Source organism: Cellulomonas sp. T2.31MG-18 (genome assembly GCF_964266755.1).
In the GTDB taxonomy this organism is placed as follows: domain Bacteria; phylum Actinomycetota; class Actinomycetes; order Actinomycetales; family Cellulomonadaceae; genus Cellulomonas.
In genome coordinates this window covers 164,348-181,443 of sequence record NZ_CAXWGW010000004.1, presented here as the reverse complement: position 1 = coordinate 181,443, position 17,096 = coordinate 164,348, and the positions used below count along the sequence as shown (strand labels likewise).

The following is a 17,096-nucleotide window of genomic DNA, read 5'->3' as shown; positions in this document are numbered from 1 at the left end:
CAGCGGCGATCACGAGCGGCGGAGCAGCTCCACCACCTGGAAGGCCAGCTCGAGCGACTGCTGATGGTTCAGCCGGGGGTCGACGCGGGTCTCGTAGCGCCGCGACAGCCCTTCCTCGTCGATCTCCTCGGTGCCGCCGAGCACCTCGGTGACGTCGTCGCCGGTCAGCTCGATGTGCAGCCCTCCGGGGACCGTCCCGAGGGCCCGGTGCACCTCGAAGAAGCCGGCGACCTCGTCGATCACGTCGGCGAACCGCCTCGTCTTGTAGCCGGACGACGAGACGATGCCGTTGCCGTGCATCGGGTCGCAGACCCACGTGATCGGCCGACCGTCGGCCGTCACCTTCTCCACCAGGGCGGGCAGCCGGTCGCGGATCAGGCCCGCGCCCATCCGTGTGATGAAGGTCAGGCGGCCCGGCTCGCCGTTCGGGTTCAGCCGGTCCATCAGCGCCAGCGCCTCGTCACCCGTGGTCGTCGGGCCGAGCTTGACCCCGAGCGGGTTCTGCACGCGGGAGAAGTAGTCGATGTGCGCACCGTCCAGCTTGCGGGTGCGCTCCCCGATCCACAGGAAGTGGCCCGAGCAGTCGTACGGCAGGCCGGTGCGGGAGTCGATCCGCGTCAGGGGCCGCTCGTAGTCCAGCAGCAGACCCTCGTGGCTGGCGTAGAAGTCGACGGCCCGCAGGGCGTCGAAGTCGGCACCGCAGGCAGCCATGAACCGGATCGCCCGGTCGATCTCGGCCGCGATCTCCTCGTAGCGCGAGTACGCCGGGTTGGCGGTGAAGCCGCGGTTCCACTCGTGCACACGCAGGAGCGAGGCGAAGCCACCGGTGGTGAACGCCCTGATCAGGTTCAGGGTGGACGCCGACGTGTGGTACGCCTCGAGCAGACGTTCCGGGTCCGGGGTGCGGTCGGCTGGCGTGAACGCGTAGCCGTTGACGATGTCCCCACGGAACGCCGGCAACGTGACGCCGTCGCGCGTCTCGGTGTCGGCGCTGCGCGGCTTGGCGTACTGACCGGCCATCCGGCCCATCTTGATGACGGGCAGGCTGGCGCCGTACGTGAGCACGACGGCCATCTGGAGGACCGTCATGATCTTGTGGCGGATGCGGTCCGCGGTCGCCTCGGCGAAGATCTCGGCGCAGTCCCCGCCCTGGAGCAGGAACGCCTCGCCACGGCCCGCCGCGGCGAGCTTGGCGCGCAGCGCATCGGCCTCGCCCGCGAAGACGAGCGGCGGCAGGGTCGCGAGCTTCTCGCGCACCTGCCTCAGCCGCGTGGCGTCCGGCCACGAGGGCTGCTGCTCGGCCGAGAGGCCCTCCCAGGCGTCCAGACCCTCCAGAACCCCGGGGTCCGGCTCCACGCTCATGCGTGCGAACCTGCTGCGACCAGCGGCTGGCCGATGTCCGCCAGCAGCCGGCCGAACCAGGGCTGCGTGACGTCGAACGCCTTGCCGCCGGCGATCCGCGGGAACTCGATCGCGCGCAGACGGTCGCCGTTCTCCTCGTCGTGACCGATCACGCCGGCCTCGCCGCGCAGGGCGCACTCGACCGCGAGGTCCGTCATCGACTTGATGAGGCGCAGGTCCTCGGCGTTCGCAGCCGCGGCGCGCGAGTAGTAGCCCGACTTCTGGACCATGACCTTCTCGGCGCCGAGCTTCGCGGCGAACTGCTTGGCGAACCACTGGCCCGGGTTGATCGTGTCGAGCTTGACGTGACCGAAGGCGTCCCGCGCGACCTCCTCGCCCGCGGCCTCCTTCTGGGCGACGATCTCGTTCATCCCCGCGCCCTCGGACAGGAAGATGTTCACGTTCCCCTGGGTGTCCATGATCGCCTTGAGGCGCGCGGCCTCGGCGTCGATGTCGAGGGCCAGCTCGGGCAGGAAGACGGCGTGGATGTCCCAGCGCTCGCGCGTCAGGCCCAGGCTCGGCACCCACTCCTGCAGGTCCAGCCACTTGCGGTACTCGGACGCGGCAGCGGCGGTCAGCCACCCGCAGTGACGGCCCATCACCTCGTGCACGATCAGCATCCGGGGGCCGGAGCGGTGCTCGCCGATGATGTTCGCCGCGAAGCCGGCCGCCTCCTCGGCGGCGGTCCAGGCGCCCAGGGACTGGCGGATCGGTACGACGTCGTTGTCGATCGTCTTGGGCAGCCCCACGACCGTGAGCGGGTAGTCGTTCTCGGCGAGGTAGGCGGCCAGGTCCGCGGCCGTCGTGTTCGTGTCGTCGCCACCGATGGTGTGCAGCACGTCGACCCCGTCGGCCTTGAGCTGCTCGGCCGCGACGTGCAGCGGGTTCTCACCCTCCTTGACCAGGCCGCGCTTGACGCAGTCCTTCGCGTTGGTCAGCTTCACCCGGGAGTTGCCGATGGGCGAGCCGCCGAAGCGGTGCAGCATGCCGGCCTTCTTGCGGCCCTCCTCGTCCACCACGATCTTCTCCCCGCGCAGCAGGCCGTAGTAGCCGTGCTGGTAGGCGATGATCTCGATCTCGGGGGCGATCTCCGTGTAGCGCTCGATCAGCCCGCCGACGGCCGAGGACAGGCACGGGGCGAAGCCGCCTGCGGTGAGGAGGGCGACGCGACGGACCGACATGGGGGAACACCTCTCGATCGAGCACGGGTCTGCAGCAGCAGGCTGCACGGGGACGCGCCAGGCGCGCCGGCCATCCTACTGACCGGGCTCCGCGGTCGGCGGCTCGACCGGTACCTGGACGTCGGGCACCGGACGCCCGCCGGGAGCGGCCGGCAGGTGGTCCGTCGCGTCCCCCGTCACCGCCGGGTGGCCGGTGGCGATCCGCGCCTTCTGGGTCGCCGCGTAGACGTCCACGTACTCCTGGCCAGAGATGCTCATCAGGGCGTACATGATCTCGTCGGTGACCGAGCGCAGGATGAAGCGGTCGTTCTCCATGCCCTGGTAGCGACTGAAGTCGAGCGGCTCGCCGATCACGATGCCGATCCGCATCACCTTGGGGATGGTGCGACCGATCGGCTGGGCGATGTTGGTGCCGACCATCGCGACGGGGATCACCGGAGCGCCGGACTCCAGCGCCAGCCGGGCCACACCCGTCTTCCCCCGGTAGAGGCGGCCGTCGGGGCTCCGCGTGCCCTCGGGGTAGATCCCGAAGAGGCCGCCTTCACCCAGCCGGCGCAGTCCCGTGCGCAGCGCCGCCTCCCCCGCCTTGCCGCCCCCCCGGTCCACCGGGATGGTCCCCACCCCGCGCATGAAGCCTGCGGTCAGCCGTCCCTTCACGCCGCGACCCGTGAAGTACTCCTGCTTGCCGATGAAGACGATCTCGCGCGACAGGACGAGCGGCAGGAAGAACGAGTCGATCACGGCCAGGTGGTTGCTCGCCAGGATGGCCGGACCATCCGTCGGCACGTTCTCCACGCCACGGACCCACGGCCGGTACACCAGGCGCAGCAGAGGTCCGACGAAGATGCGCTTCATCAACCAGTAGAACAACGCTCAACTCCTCGACCGGGCAGCGGCGCAGCTCGACGTCCCTGTCGCGATGCCCTGGGGCACCACGCCGACTGCTGGGTCCGACTCTAGAGTGCATCCATGCCGCAGCGTCCCGACGACGACGCCGACGCCGGCGAGCCGGACCAGGCCGCCGTCGACGCACGCTGGGCGCAGATCGTCGCGGAGCTCGCCGACCTCGACGCGCCGGCCGCACCCACCGACCCGCCCGGGGACCCGCTGGGAGCGGACACCCGCGGGACCGGTGCGGCCCGGGAGCACCGCACGACCGACGGTCACGAACCGCTCGGACCCGCGGATATGACGGGGCGGGACTGGGACGGTACCGCCCAGCAGGACGCGGCCGAGGCCGCGGTCGACGCCGCCGACCACTTCGTCCCGCCGGACCCCGGACCCGTGCTCGGTGGTGACCCGCTGCTCACCCTGGCGTGGACGGCCACGATCGGCGTACCGGTGCTCTTCGTCGTCCTGGTGCTGGCCTGGCCCGACGCGCCCGGCTGGTTGCTCGCGGTTGCGGCCGCGGTCTTCGCCGCCGGCCTCGCCGTGCTCGTCTGGCGGATGCCGCACCGGCGCGACGAGGACGACGACTCCGGGGCCGTCGTCTGAGGGACTCGAACCGCTAGGACTCGAGGCGCGCCAGGTCCGCCGCGCCCACCATTCCGGCCTCGTTGCCCATCGAGGCGATGGCGAAGCTGGCCTCCGGGTGATACCCGCGCGCTGACAGGTGCTCGACGAAGGCGGTGCGCGCCGGCGCCATCACCAGATCCCCAGCCGCGGACAGCCCACCGCCGACCACGAAGAGCTCGGGGTCGAGGAGCGCCGCGACGGAGGCGGCGCCCTGCCCGACCCACCGGCCGATGTCGGTGAGCAGCTCGATGGCCAGCTCGTCGCCCTCCTCGGCGGCCTGCGTGACGTGCACGCCCGCGATCTTGCGCCACTTCCCACCCGCGAGCTCGAGCAGCCGGGCCGCTCGGTCCGGGCGCTGCTGCGCGATCGCCTGGGCGTCCCGCACCAGCGCACTGCCGGACACGTACTGCTCCCAGCAGCCGCGCTGCCCGCAGCCGCACACGTGCCCGTCGGGCACCACACGGAGGTGGCCGATCTCCGCGGCGACACCCCACCGACCGCGCACCAGGCGGCCGCCCGACACGATGGCTCCGCCGAGCCCCGTGCCCAGCGTGAGCGTCACCATGTCGGTGACCCCGTCGGCAACCCCGAACCGGTACTCGGCCCAGCCGGCAGCGTTGGCGTCGTTCTCGACGACGATCGGTACGTCGGTCCGCAGGGCGGTCGCGACCGAGTCGCGCAGCGGGTGGTCACGCCAGGGGAGGTTGGGCGTGAAGCCCACCGTCGCACGGTCGGCGCCGATGAACCCGGGGGCGGCGAGCCCGATCGCACCCACCTCGTAGTCGGCCATCAGCTCCCGGCAGACGTCCACGACACCCCGGTCCACGGTGGCCGCATCGGTCGGGTCCGTGTCCCGCCGGGTCTGCGCCAGGATCCGACCGTCGTCGTCGACGACGCCCGCAGCGATCTTGGTCCCGCCGATGTCCACACCGATGGCGTGCATGTGGTGCCCGTTCCCTCGTCCGTCCGCACCGACGTCCCGATGCGCGGGCCCACGCTAGCGCCCGCGAGGTGGGGCGAGCCGCAGCCTGCCGTCGACGACGTGCGGCCCCCCGCGGCAAGTGCCAGGTCTGCCCGAGAGAGGGGGTCGAACGTCCCGTATCCTCGCGATACACGTCGTCGTCTGCCACTGGAGTCAGCATGGACGAGTCCTCCACCCCGCTCGTGGTCGAGGTCGATCGGTCGCGGAACCTGAACGACCTCTTCGCGGAGCGCGTCGCGGCGACGCCGGACCGGGTCCTCATGGAGCGGCGGTCACCGGACGGCGGTCCGTGGGCCACGAGGACGGCCCTCCAGCTCGACGCCGAGATCACCGCCGTCGCCCGGGGCCTCATCGCCCGCGGCGTCGAACCGGGCGACCGGGTCGGCATCATGTCCCGCACCCGCTACGAGTGGTCGCTCCTCGACTGGGCCATCTGGCGGGCGGGCGCCGTCACCGTGCCGGTCTACGAGACGTCCTCGGCCGAGCAGGTGCACTGGATCCTCTCCGACTCCACCGTCTCGTTCCTCGTGGTGGAGACCGCCGCCCACGCCGAGCTGGTCGACCAGGTCCGCGCCGAGGTGCCGCAGCTGCGCGACGTGCTGGTGATCGACCACGACGCGATGGCCGCGCTGGTGCGTGAGGGCGCCCAGGTGCCGGTCGAGGAGGTCGAGCAGCGCCGCCACCTCGCTCACCTGGACGACCTGGCCACGATCATCTACACGTCGGGAACCACCGGCCGCCCCAAGGGTGCGGAGCTGACGCACGGCAACTTCTACGAGCTCACGGTCAACGCCGTCGAGAAGCTGAACGTGGTGGTGCAGGGCGACGGTTCACGGACCCTGCTCTTCATGCCGCTCGCGCACGTGTTCGCGCGGTTCGTGCACGTGCTCACCGTCGCGGCGGGAGCGACGCTCGGGCACACGGCCGACACCAAGACGCTGCTGCCCGACCTCGAGGCGTTCCGGCCCACCTTCGTGCTGTCGGTGCCGCGAGTGTTCGAGAAGGTCTACAACTCGGCGGAGCAGAAGGCGGCGACCGGCGGCAAGGGCGAGATCTTCCAGCGCGCCGCGAAGACGGCGATCGTCTACTCCCGGGCGCTCGACACCCCGGGCGGACCGAGCCGGTGGTTGCAGCTCCAGCACCTCGTGGCCGACCTCCTCGTGCTGCGGCGGATCCGGGCGGCGCTCGGCGGCCAGGCGCGCTGGGCGATCTCCGGCGGCGCACCGCTCGGTGAGCGGCTGGGGCACTTCTTCCGCGGTACCGGGCTGCACGTGCTCGAGGGGTACGGGCTGACCGAGACCACCGCGCCGGCGACCGTGAACCTGCCGGACCGGTCGAAGATCGGCACCGTGGGGCCCGCCCTTCCCGGCACGTCGGTGCGGATCGCGGCCGACGGCGAGGTGGAGGTCCGCGGCATCGGCGTCTTCCGCGGGTACCACAACAACCCCGAGGCGACGGCCGCGGCGCTGGTCGACGGCTGGTTCCGCACCGGTGACCTCGGCGCCCTCGACGACGAGGGCTACCTGCGGATCACGGGCCGGAAGAAGGAGATCATCGTCACCGCCGGCGGCAAGAACGTCGCGCCTGCGGTGCTGGAGGACAGGCTGCGCGGGCACCCGTTGGTCAGCCAGGTCGTGGTGGTCGGCGACCAGCGACCGTTCATCGGAGCCCTCATCACGCTCGACGCCGAAGGGGTCCCGGGGTGGCTCGCCGCGCACGGGAAGCCGGCGATGTCCCTGCAGGACGCGGCCAAGGATCCCGACGTGCTGGCCTCGCTGGACAAGGCCGTCGCGCGGACCAACCAGGCGGTGTCGCGCGCGGAGTCGATCCGCAAGTACCGCATCCTCGAGGGCGACCTCACCATCGCGAACGGCTACCTGACCCCGAAGCTCAGCGTGCGACGCGCCGAGGTCCTCAAGGACTTCGCGCACGAGGTCGACGCCCTGTACGAGGGTCCGGTGCACGGCTGAACGTGCCGTGCGCTCAGCCGGTCAGGTCGATGCGGAGCGGCGGCACCAACCCCGAGGCGGCCAGCACGTCGAGAGCGGCACGCTCGCCGGCGTCGAGCTCGACCGGGCCCCCGACGCCCGCCGGCGTTCCGGCCGGGACCATCAGGAACGTCACCACGCAGTCGGCGCACGCGGCGGGGCCCGCCGTGCACGCGTCGCAGTCGATGATCATGGCGCGACGCTAGCGAGAGCCACCGACACGTCCTTCCGGCGCGCCTCGGCGGGCTGTCGGTGCCCCTGGCTAGCGTGCCGGCCATGCACACGGACCACCGCCCGCGACCGTTGTGGGCCGGTCCCGCGGCCGTCGGCCCGCGTCCGGCCGGGACCACGGCGACGCAGCCGACGCTCGACGACGTCGGCACCCCGCTGGCCGAGGTCACGTTCGTCGTGGTGGACCTGGAGACCACCGGCGGCCGCCCGGGCGACAGCGCGATCACCGAGATCGGCGCCGTCAAGGTTCGGGGCGGCGAGGTGCTCGGCGAGCTCCAGACGCTCGTCGACCCCGGCGGTCCGGTGCCGCCCTACATCCAGGTGCTGACGGGCATCACGACGTCGATGCTGATCGGCGCACCGCGCATCGAGGAGGTGCTGCCGTCGTTCCTCGAGTTCGCCCGGGGCACCGTGCTGGTGGCGCACAACGCCCCGTTCGACGTGGGGTTCCTGCGGGCCGCCGCCTCGGCGACGGGACATGCGTGGCCCGGGTTCCGCGTGGTCGACACCGTCCGGCTCGCCCGTCGCGTGGTGACCCGGGACGAGGCCCCGAACCACAAGCTCTCCTCCCTCGCGGCGCTGTTCCGGGCCACGACCACGCCGAACCACCGCGCGCTCGACGACGCACGGGCGACCGTGGACGTGCTGCATGCGCTGCTCGGCCGGTTGGGGCCGCTCGGTGTCACCCATCTGGAGGACCTGGCCGACGCCGCCGACCCGGTGCCGGCCGACGTCCGTCGCAAGCGGACGCTGGCGGACGGTCTGCCGGACGAGCCGGGCGTGTACCTGTTCCGCGGTCCGCGTGACGAGGTGCTCTACGTCGGGACCTCGACCACCTCCCTGCGCCGCCGGGTCCGCACGTACTTCACCTCCGCCGAACGGCGTGCGCGCATGTCCGAGATGGTGCGGCTGGCGGTACGCGTCGACCCCGTCGTCTGCGCCACGCCGCTCGAGGCCCGGGTGCGCGAGCTCCGGCTGATCGCCGAGCACGCCCCCCGGTACAACCGGCGGTCGCGCTCCCCCGAGCGCATGCCATGGGTCCGGCTGACGTCGGAGCCGTTCCCGCGGCTCTCGGTGGTGCGCCAGGTGCGGGACGAGCCGGGAGCCGCCTACCTCGGCCCCTTCGCCTCCGGTGCCGCCGCGCAGCTCGCCGTCGAGGCGCTGCACGAGGCCTTCCCGGTCCGCCGGTGCACCCGCCGGCTGCCCGCGGTCGCAGCGCCCGACGCGTCCGCGTGCGTGCTGGCGGAGCTCGGCCGGTGCGGTGCGCCCTGCATCGGCTCGCAGGACGTGGCCCAGTACGCCGCTGCGACCGAGCCCCTGCGCACCGCGATGACGGGAGACCCCGGTGCCGTCGTCCGCCACGTCGGGACCCGCATCGGCAACCTGGTCGCACAGGAGCGGTTCGAGGAGGCAGCCGCCGAGCGGGACCGGTTGACGGCCTACCTGCGCGGCGCCACCCGCGTGCAGCGCACCACGCCGCTGGCCCGGTGCGCCGAGCTGGTCGCGGCCCGTCGGACGGACGACCACGGCTGGGAGATCGTGCTCGTCCGCCACGGACGGCTCGCAGGGACGGCCCACGTCGATCGCCGTGCCGACCCGCGCCCGGCGATCGCCACCCTGCAGGCGACCGGCGAGCACGTCGACGCTCCCGTGGCGCCGGCGGGCGCCGCGCACCCGGAGGAGACGGACCTGCTGCTCGCCTGGCTCGAGCAGCCCGGGGTCCGGCTCGTGGAGATCTCCGACGAGTGGTCGTGCCCCCTCCCCTCGGCCCAGGCCGTCCGGGACGCGGCGGCGGCAGTGGCGGTCGCGCTCGCCGTGCCGCCGACCGGCGACCAGACCCTCGTCGGCGACCTCACCGAGGCCGCGACGGGCGGCGCGAGACCGCCCGGCCGTCCGACGCGCTCGCGTGCGGCGGAGGGCGCCCGTCGCACGGCATGATGACGACATGCTCACCGCGATCGTCCTCATCGACACCGACGCAGCCCGGATCCCGGAGGTCGCAGCCGCGATCGCGGAGATCCACGGGGTGACCGAGGTCTACTCCGTCACCGGCGAGGTGGACCTCATCGCCATGGTGCGGGTGCGGGAGCACGACGAGCTGGCGGACGTCATCGCGGACAAGGTGAGCAAGGTCGAAGGCGTCCTGCGGACGCAGACGTACATCGCCTTCCGGACCTACTCCGAGCACGACCTGGACAAGGCCTTCGCCCTCGGCCTCGAGGACTGAGCTCCGCACCTCACCGCGGGCCGTACCGCGGCCGGCCGACCTGACACCGGCCGGACGTGCACGAGCCAGCGCCTAGGACGCAGAGCCGTCCGCTCAGACGCCCACCTTGCGCCAGCGGTCCAGCACACCGGCTGCGGAGCCGTCGTCCACCGACCGCTCCGCATGGCCCATGGCCGCTCGGAAGCGCTCGGTCAGCGTGCCGTCGGCGGTGCCGGGCAGCGTGCCGTCGGCGACCAGGCCGGCCGACGCGTTGAGCAGCACGGTCTCGCGCACGGGCCCGCGCTTGCCGTCCAGCAGCTCCAGGACGACGCCGGCGTTGTGCTGCGGGTCGCCACCACGCAGGTCGCTGAGCGTGACGGGCGCGAGGCCGAGGTCCGCCACCCAGTCGACGACGCTCTCCGTCACGACGCCGTCGCGCACCTCCCAGACCCGCGACGGGCCGGTAGCCGCGAGCTCGTCCAGACCGTCGCGCTCCCCCCGGAACACCAGCGCGTCGGTCCCCCGGGTGGCGAGCACGCCGGCGACCAGTGGGGCCATCCGCGCATCGGCCACGCCGATCGCGGCGGCCTGCGGCTGCGCCGGGTTGGTCAGCGGACCGAGGAAGTTGAACGCCGTCGCCACGCCCAGAGCGCGGCGCACCGGTCCGGCGTGCCGCATCGAGGGGTGGAACAGCCCCGCGAAGCAGAAGGTGATGCCCACCTCGGTGGCGATCGGACCGACCCGGTCCAGCGGCTGGTCGAGGCGGATGCCGAGCGCCTCCAGCACGTCGGCGGACCCGGACGCCGAGGACGCGGCCCGGTTCCCGTGCTTGACCACGGTGACGCCCGCCCCGGCGATCACCAGCGCGGCCATCGTGGACACGTTGACCGTGAACGCGCGGTCGCCACCGGTCCCGACGATGTCGAGCGAGCGACCGGGTACGACGAACCGCTGGGAGTGCGCCAGCATCTCGTCCGCGAGACCGGTCAGCTCCTCCACGGTCTCGCCCTTGGCGCGCAGCGCGACGAGGAACCCCGCCATGCACGCGGTCGGCGCCTCGCCGCGCATGATCTCGCCCATGGCCCAGCGCGTCTGGTCGGCGCCGAGGTCGCGGCCCGCGATCAGCTCCGCGAGGACGTCCGGCCACGTGAAGGTCGCGGCGGTCTCGGTCATCGGGCGAGCGCGCTGCCCGTCAGCAGGGACTGCACGGCACGGTGCAGCAGCACCGGGTCGAGCGGGCGGCTGATCACCGCGTCGGCGTTGGACCACGAGGCGAGCCATGCGTCCTGCGGGCGGCCGGTCAGCACCAGCACGGGCGGGCAGTCGTACACCTCCTCCTTGAGCTGGCGCGCGACACCCATCCCGCCGACCTTGTCCGCCTCGCCGTCGAGGATCACCAGGTCGAGCCCGCCGGCCTCGACGGCCCCGTAGACCGCCTCGGCGGTGGCGACCTCGAGCCACTCGATGTCCGGCTCGCCGCGCCCGAGACGACGGCCGACGCCGAGCCGCACCTGACCGCGGGCGTCGATGTCGTCGCTGTACAGCAGGATCCGGGGACCGGTCACGGTCTCCTCGTTCTCAGGCTCGACGCTGCTCATGGGCCGTCCTCGTTCGTCGTCGTGCGGGATAGGCGAATCTTGGCACGCCCGCCCGATCGCAGGCTCCGCCGTCCGGCCGCGTCCCGGGCATCGTCCGGATTCTGACGAGGTGACACTTTGCGGGCATCCGTCGTGGGCCTTAGGACCCATGCGAAGCGCTGATCCGCCATAATGGCGCGGTGTCGACCGCCACGGCTGCCCCGCGCACCACACCTCATGTGACCGTCAACCGCCCGAACCCGGTGTCGGTCGGCACGATCGTGTGGCTCGCGTCCGAGCTGATGTTCTTCGCCGGGCTCTTCGCCATGTACTTCTCCACGCGGGCGGCCGTCCCGAAGGTGTTCGCCGAGGGTGCGGCGCACCTGAACGTGCCCTACGCGGTGGTCAACACCACCGTCCTGCTGCTGTCCTCCGTGACCTGCCAGATGGGCGTGTGGGCCGCCGAGCGCTTCCAGCCCCGTCGCTCCGGGGCGCTGTGGCAGGTGAACCGCTGGGGCCTGAACGAGTGGATCGCGCTGACGTACCTGATGGGCGCGGTGTTCATCGGCGGCCAGGTCTACGAGTACGCCTCCCTGGTGCACGAGGGCATCTCCATCTCCTCGACGCCCTACGGCTCCGTCTTCTACCTGACCACCGGCTTCCACGGCCTGCACGTGATCGGTGGTCTGATCGCGTTCCTGTTCCTGCTCGGGCGCTCGTTCGCCGCGAAGAGCTTCGGCCACCACGAGGCCACCACCGCGATCGTCGTGTCGTACTACTGGCACTTCGTCGACGTGGTCTGGATCGCGCTGTTCTCGATCATCTACCTGCTCCAGTGACCGCTGGTGCACCTGTGACACCCGTTCCCCCACGCGAGACGAGGACCCATCAGTGAAGGCACTCGCGGCCCGCAGGCACGACCGGCGCGCGCCGGTGGTGCTGCTCCTGCTGGCGCTGCTGCTCGTGGGCGGGCTCTACGCCGCCCTGCAACCCGCTCCGGCAAGCGCAGCACCGCAGGCAGCATCGGCGAACGACGTCACCAACGGCGAGAAGCTGTTCGCGGCCAACTGCGCCACCTGCCACGGCATGGGCGCCACCGGCACGAACGCGGCTCCGTCCCTGGTGGGCGTCGGTGCGGCAGCGGTGGACTTCCAGGTGGGAACCGGCCGCATGCCGCTGGCGATGAGCGGCCCGCAGGCCCAGCGCAAGCCGGTCGTCTTCACCCCGGAGCAGATCTCGCAGCTGGCGGCCTACGTCGCGAGCCTCGGCCCCGGCCCGGCCATCCCGACCGCCGAGCAGGTCGACGCGAGCAAGGGTGACCCCGCGAACGGCATGGCGATCTTCCGCACCAACTGCGCGATGTGCCACAACGCCGTCGGCGCCGGTGGTGCCCTGAGCCAGGGCAAGTTCGCCCCCAACCTGTGGAGCACCAGCAACACCCACCTCTACGAGGCGATGCTGACCGGCCCGCAGTCGATGCCGGTGTTCAACGACGCGAACATCACGTCGCAGGAGAAGCGGGACATCATCGCCTTCATCCGTCAGCAGGGCGGCACGCAGCCGGGTGGCCTGAGCCTCGGCAGCCTCGGCCCCGTGACCGAGGGCCTGTGGGCGTGGGTCGTCGGCATCGGGCTGCTGATCGGCGCAGCCGTCTGGATCGGAGCGAAGTCCTCGTGAGCACCATCGACAGGTACAGCGGCAGCTCTGACGAGCTCTCGGCACCCGAGGAACTGCCCGACCGGTTCCAGAACCCCGGCCTGCCGCCGCACCGGCCGCGCCGTGGCGACCTCGACCCGCGGGCCAACAAGACGTCCGAGCGCATCGTGCTCGCCCTGTTCGGGCTGTCGACGCTGGGCACCATCGGGTTCCTCGTCGCGTACTTCGCGCTGCCGACCGGGACCGACGCCGGGGGCATCCAGCGGTCGACGATGACGCTCGGGCTCGCGCTCGCCTTCGCGCTGCTCGGCATCGGCACCGCCGCGATCCAGTGGGCGAAGTCGATCATGAACGACCACGAGCGGGTCGAGGAACGACACCGGATGGAGTCGAGCCCGGCCGTGCGCGAGGGCGCGATCGCGAACCTCGAGGCGGGCGCCGCCGACTCCGGGCTGAGCCGGCGAGGCCTGCTCAAGAGCGCGATGATCGGCTCCCTCGCGCTGTTCCCGCTCACCATCGTGGTTCCCCTGATCGGCAACATCGGCGGGAACTGGAACGTCTCGACGTTCAAGCACACGATGTGGAAGAAGGGGCTGCGCCTGACGTCCGACCCCTCCGGCCGGCCGATCCGCGCGGCGGACGTCACCATCGGTTCGGTGGTGCACGTCATCCCCGACGGCCTGGACAAGGCCGCGGACCCGATGGACGAGAAGGCCAAGGCGATCGTCCTGCTGATCCGGCTGGACCCGCGGGACCTGCACGAGGCCGACGACCGCAAGGGCTGGTCGTACAACGGCATCGTCGCCTACTCCAAGGTGTGCACCCACGTCGGCTGCCCCGTGGCCCTGTACGAGCAGCAGACGCACCACCTCCTGTGCCCGTGCCACCAGTCGACGTTCGACGTGGCCAACGGCGCGAAGGTGGTGTTCGGCCCCGCGAAGCGGCCCCTGCCGCAGCTGCCGATCACGGTGGACAGCGAGGGCTACCTCGTGGCGCAGAGCGACTTCCACGAGCCCATCGGTCCGAGCTTCTGGGAGCGGCTGCGGTGACGACGACCTCCACGACCACATCCCGCCGCACGGCGACCCGCGGTTCGCAGGGTCCGGCGGCGGCCTCCGCCGACTGGCTGGACCAGCGCACCGGCATCGCGGTCGCCGTCAAGGGCCTGGCGCGCAAGATCTTCCCGGACCACTGGTCCTTCATGCTCGGCGAGGTCGCCCTCTACTCCTTCATCACGCTGCTGATCTCGGGCGTGTTCCTCACGATGTTCTTCGTCCCGAGCACCAACGAGGTCACCTACAACGGACCGTGGACGGCTCTGCAGGGCACGCGGATGTCGGAGGCGTACGCCTCGACGCTGCGGCTGTCGTTCGAGGTGCGCGGCGGCCTGCTGATGCGGCAGATCCACCACTGGGCCGCCCTGATCTTCATGGCCGCGATCGTCACGCACATGATGCGCATCTTCTTCACCGGTGCCTTCCGCAAGCCACGTGAGATCAACTGGGTGATCGGTTTCACGCTGCTGGTGCTCGGGATGGCTGCCGGGTTCTCCGGCTACTCCCTGCCGGACGACGTCCTGTCGGGCAACGGCCTGCGCATCGCCCAGGGCATCACCCTGGCGGTACCGATCATCGGTACCTACGCCTCGTACGCCCTGTTCGGCGGCGAGTTCCCGGGGACGGCGCTCATCCCCCGCCTGTTCACCGTGCACGTGCTGCTGATCCCCGGCCTGCTGCTCGCCCTCGTCGGGCTGCACCTCGCGTTCGTGTTCCTGCACAAGCACACGCAGTTCCCCGGCTCCGGCCGGACCAACACCAACGTGGTCGGCTACCCGCTGTTCCCGGTGTACGTCGCCAAGGCCGGCGGCTTCTTCTTCGTCGTCTTCGGCGTGATCGCCCTGCTCGGCGCGACGATGCAGATCAACCCGGTGTGGAACTACGGCTCGTACGACCCGTCACCGGTCTCCGCCGGCGCCCAGCCCGACTGGTACATGCTCTTCCTCGAGGGCGCCCTGCGACTGATGCCCGGCCAGGCCGAGGTGGTGCTCGGCTCCTTCACGGTGCCGCTCAACATCATCATCCCGGCGATGATCCTGCCGGGGATCCTGCTCGGGGCGCTGGCGCTGTACCCGTTCGTCGAGGCGTACGCGAGCGGTGACCACCGCGAGCACCACCTGCTCGACCGGCCCCGCAACGCGACGTTCCGGACCTCGTTCGGCGTCTCGCTGCTGACGGCGTTCTTCGTCCTGGTGCTGGCCGGCTCGAACGACCTGATCGCCACCCAGTTCCACCTGTCGATCAACGACATCACGTGGACCTTCCGCGTCATGCTGTTCGTCGCACCCACGATCGCGTTCCTGGTGACCAAGCGCATCTGCCTCGGCCTGCAGCGCCGGGACCGCGAGCTGGTGCTGCACGGTCACGAGACCGGCCGCATCGTCCGGTTCGCCAGCGGCGAGTACATCGAGGTGCACGCGCCCCTCGACGAGGACGAGCGCTGGCTGCGGGTGCAGCAGGAGCCCGTCCGCCCGCTGCAGATCGCGCCCGCCGAGGACTCGCGCGGTGTGCGCCGCAAGGGGTACGCGGCGGACCGCCGACGGCAGCGCCTGTCGCAGCTGTTCTACGAGGACCGCGTCGAGCCCGTCACCCCCCGCGAGCTGGCCGCGGCCCACGAGCACGGTGCCCATCCGGTGCTGGAACCGGCCGAGGAGGCCGCCCAGATCAGCGCCGGCGTGCACTGACCGGTGTCCCGCGGCACGTCGCTGGACGCCGACAGCAGAACCTCGGGCAGGATCACGGTTCCTGCGCGAGAGTGGAACAGGCGCACGGTGGTCGCCGCCCTCGGCGACGCCCGCCGTCGCGCGCACACCCGCGGCACCGACCGCGGTCCGACGCACGGAAGGCACTGATCGATGGCTGACTACACGCTCCCGGACCTCCCCTACGACTACGCGGCCCTCGAGCCGCACATCTCCGGGCGGATCATGGAGCTGCACCACGACAAGCACCACGCCGCCTACGTGACGGGCGCCAACACCGCCCTCGAGAAGCTCGCTGCCGCCCGCGACTCGGGCGACCTCGCCGCGGTGAACCTGCACGAGAAGAACCTCGCCTTCAACCTCGGCGGGCACGTCAACCACTCGGTGTTCTGGCAGAACCTCTCTCCCGACGGCGGCGACCGCCCCACCGGTGAGCTGGCTGCCGCGATCGACGAGTTCTTCGGCTCCTTCGAGAAGTTCCAGGCGCACTTCGCCGCGAACGCAGTCGGGATCCAGGGCTCCGGCTGGTCGATCCTCGCCTGGGACACGCTCGGCTCGAAGCTCGTGATGTTCCAGCTGTACGACCAGCAGTCGAACTTCCCGCTCGGCGTGATCCCGATCGTGGTGCTCGACATGTGGGAGCACGCCTTCTACCTCGACTACGTCAACGTGAAGGCCGACTACGTCAAGGCCTGGTGGAACATCGTCAACTGGACGGACGCCGCGGCACGCCTGGCCCGCGCCCGTGCGACGAGCCTGATCCTGCCCGCCTGACGACGAGCACTCCCCGCGAGGACGTGCGCGGGCGCAGGACGACGATCGAGCCCGGCCGGGGCACATACCCGGCCGGGCTCGATCCCTGTCGCCGTCCCACGGCCCGCTAGGGTCGCGGGACATGACGACCGACCTCCCGGCGCACCGCGGCCAGCCCGGCGGTCCCCCCGCGCCCCGGCCCGCTCAGCCGCCGACGGACGATCCCGACGCCGACCGCCGGGCACGCCGCAGCGCGGCACTGGCCGCCCACATCCGGGTGGTGCTCGGCGACGGCCACCGTCGACGCGGGTTGGACATCGGCTCGGGGGCCGGCGGAGTCAGCCCCCACCTGGTGGACCTCTTCGACGAGCTGGTTCTCCTCGACGTCGACGAGGACGCCCTGGAGCTGGCCCGCGCCAACGTCTCGGCCGCCGCCACGGCGGTCGGCTGCGGCACGCACGTCCGCACCGCACGGATCGACCTGTCCATCGCCGAAGCCGCGCCGCACGCCGCCGTCCTCGGGCCGCTCGACGTCGCCTACAGCGCCATGGCGCTGCACCACGTGCGCGACGTCCCGCACCTGCTGCGGACCGTCGCCGGTCTGCTACGCCCGGGCGGCAGGCTCGTCGTGGCCGACCTGGAGCCGGACGGCGGTCTCTACCACGCCGACCACCCGTCGTTCGACGGTCACGACGGGTTCAGCCACGAGCAGGTCTCGTCGTGGTGCGGGGTCGCGGGGCTGCACGTCGACCGGCTCGTCACCGCGTACGTCGACCCCAAGCCGGTGCGCGGCACGGTGCGGCACGTGCCGATCTTCGTCGCAGCGGCGACGCGACTGCCCGGCTGAC

General features: G+C 71.8%; 17 protein-coding genes. 10 read left to right on the top strand and 7 right to left on the bottom strand.

The annotated features are described in order from the left end of the window. Positions 1-9: 9 nt before the first annotated feature. The 3 genes from ACFQTY_RS15560 to ACFQTY_RS15550 form a co-directional block, all read right to left on the bottom strand. On the bottom strand, positions 10-1,362 hold the full coding sequence (locus tag ACFQTY_RS15560; RefSeq protein WP_378102220.1) for a class II 3-deoxy-7-phosphoheptulonate synthase: 1,353 nt from the start codon (positions 1,360-1,362) through the stop codon (positions 10-12). After that, positions 1,359-2,582: a pyrophosphate--fructose-6-phosphate 1-phosphotransferase gene (locus ACFQTY_RS15555; protein WP_378102217.1), complete on the bottom strand. Its 1,224-nt coding sequence runs from the start codon at positions 2,580-2,582 to the stop codon at positions 1,359-1,361. Before ACFQTY_RS15555 ends, ACFQTY_RS15560 begins: the two co-directional genes overlap by 4 nt. 75 nt (positions 2,583-2,657) lie before the next feature. Continuing rightward, complete coding sequence (locus ACFQTY_RS15550; RefSeq protein WP_291762536.1) at positions 2,658-3,452, bottom strand: 1-acyl-sn-glycerol-3-phosphate acyltransferase; 795 nt, start codon at positions 3,450-3,452, stop codon at positions 2,658-2,660. 99 nt (positions 3,453-3,551) lie between these two features. Here ACFQTY_RS15550 and ACFQTY_RS15545 point away from each other — a divergent pair, with 99 nt between their 5' ends. Beyond that, complete coding sequence (locus ACFQTY_RS15545; RefSeq protein ID WP_378102214.1) at positions 3,552-4,076, top strand: hypothetical protein; 525 nt, start codon at positions 3,552-3,554, stop codon at positions 4,074-4,076. A 13-nt stretch (positions 4,077-4,089) separates the two neighbouring features. Here the strand turns inward: ACFQTY_RS15545 and ACFQTY_RS15540 are convergent, their stop codons facing one another. Continuing rightward, entirely contained in the window at positions 4,090-5,040 is a 951-nt protein-coding gene (locus ACFQTY_RS15540; RefSeq protein WP_378102211.1) for an ROK family glucokinase, read from the bottom strand. 197 nt (positions 5,041-5,237) lie between these two features. Here ACFQTY_RS15540 and ACFQTY_RS15535 point away from each other — a divergent pair, with 197 nt between their 5' ends. Next, entirely contained in the window at positions 5,238-7,049 is a 1,812-nt protein-coding gene (locus ACFQTY_RS15535; RefSeq protein WP_378102208.1) for an AMP-dependent synthetase/ligase, read from the top strand. Positions 7,050-7,062: 13 nt separating this feature from the next. On the opposite strand, the gene ACFQTY_RS15530 is transcribed toward ACFQTY_RS15535, so the two are convergent. After that, positions 7,063-7,260 carry a hypothetical protein gene (locus ACFQTY_RS15530; RefSeq protein ID WP_291762525.1) on the bottom strand — a complete coding sequence of 66 codons (198 nt, stop codon included), beginning with the start codon at positions 7,258-7,260 and terminating at the stop codon, positions 7,063-7,065. 83 nt (positions 7,261-7,343) lie between these two features. Between ACFQTY_RS15530 and ACFQTY_RS15525 the strand changes: the two genes are divergently transcribed. Then, positions 7,344-9,236 carry a DEDD exonuclease domain-containing protein gene (locus ACFQTY_RS15525; protein WP_378102204.1) on the top strand — a complete coding sequence of 631 codons (1,893 nt, stop codon included), beginning with the start codon at positions 7,344-7,346 and terminating at the stop codon, positions 9,234-9,236. A gap of 7 nt (positions 9,237-9,243) precedes the next feature. Then, the gene (locus ACFQTY_RS15520; protein WP_263730346.1) at positions 9,244-9,525 is read left to right on the top strand and encodes an Lrp/AsnC family transcriptional regulator; all 282 of its coding nucleotides are present in this window, start codon (positions 9,244-9,246) and stop codon (positions 9,523-9,525) included. 93 nt (positions 9,526-9,618) lie between these two features. Here ACFQTY_RS15520 and trpD read toward each other — a convergent pair whose 3' ends face one another. Continuing rightward, positions 9,619-10,677 (bottom strand): anthranilate phosphoribosyltransferase, encoded by a 1,059-nt coding sequence (gene trpD / locus ACFQTY_RS15515; RefSeq protein WP_378102201.1) that lies wholly within the window; start codon positions 10,675-10,677, stop codon positions 9,619-9,621. Next, positions 10,674-11,102 (bottom strand): hypothetical protein, encoded by a 429-nt coding sequence (locus ACFQTY_RS15510; protein ID WP_378102199.1) that lies wholly within the window; start codon positions 11,100-11,102, stop codon positions 10,674-10,676. The genes trpD and ACFQTY_RS15510 overlap by 4 nt, the downstream gene beginning before the upstream one ends. Before the next feature lie 179 nt (positions 11,103-11,281). On the opposite strand from ACFQTY_RS15510, the gene ACFQTY_RS15505 reads away from it, so the two are divergent. The 6 genes from ACFQTY_RS15505 to ACFQTY_RS15480 all read left to right on the top strand — a co-directional run bounded on the left by ACFQTY_RS15505 (position 11,282) and on the right by ACFQTY_RS15480 (position 17,095). Beyond that, positions 11,282-11,920 (top strand): heme-copper oxidase subunit III, encoded by a 639-nt coding sequence (locus tag ACFQTY_RS15505; protein WP_291762509.1) that lies wholly within the window; start codon positions 11,282-11,284, stop codon positions 11,918-11,920. 52 nt (positions 11,921-11,972) lie between these two features. Beyond that, a complete protein-coding gene (locus ACFQTY_RS15500; RefSeq protein ID WP_337975323.1) occupies positions 11,973-12,758 on the top strand; it encodes a c-type cytochrome in 786 nt (261 codons plus the stop codon). Between the two features lie 5 nt (positions 12,759-12,763). Continuing rightward, positions 12,764-13,786 (top strand): Rieske 2Fe-2S domain-containing protein, encoded by a 1,023-nt coding sequence (locus ACFQTY_RS15495; protein ID WP_378102437.1) that lies wholly within the window; start codon positions 12,764-12,766, stop codon positions 13,784-13,786. Then, positions 13,783-15,477: a cytochrome bc complex cytochrome b subunit gene (locus ACFQTY_RS15490; RefSeq protein WP_378102197.1), complete on the top strand. Its 1,695-nt coding sequence runs from the start codon at positions 13,783-13,785 to the stop codon at positions 15,475-15,477. Before ACFQTY_RS15495 ends, ACFQTY_RS15490 begins: the two co-directional genes overlap by 4 nt. A gap of 171 nt (positions 15,478-15,648) precedes the next feature. After that, on the top strand, positions 15,649-16,269 hold the full coding sequence (locus tag ACFQTY_RS15485; protein ID WP_378102195.1) for a superoxide dismutase: 621 nt from the start codon (positions 15,649-15,651) through the stop codon (positions 16,267-16,269). A gap of 121 nt (positions 16,270-16,390) precedes the next feature. After that, a complete protein-coding gene (locus ACFQTY_RS15480) occupies positions 16,391-17,095 on the top strand; it encodes a class I SAM-dependent methyltransferase (protein ID WP_378102192.1) in 705 nt (234 codons plus the stop codon). The last annotated feature ends 1 nt before the right edge of the window (position 17,096 follow it).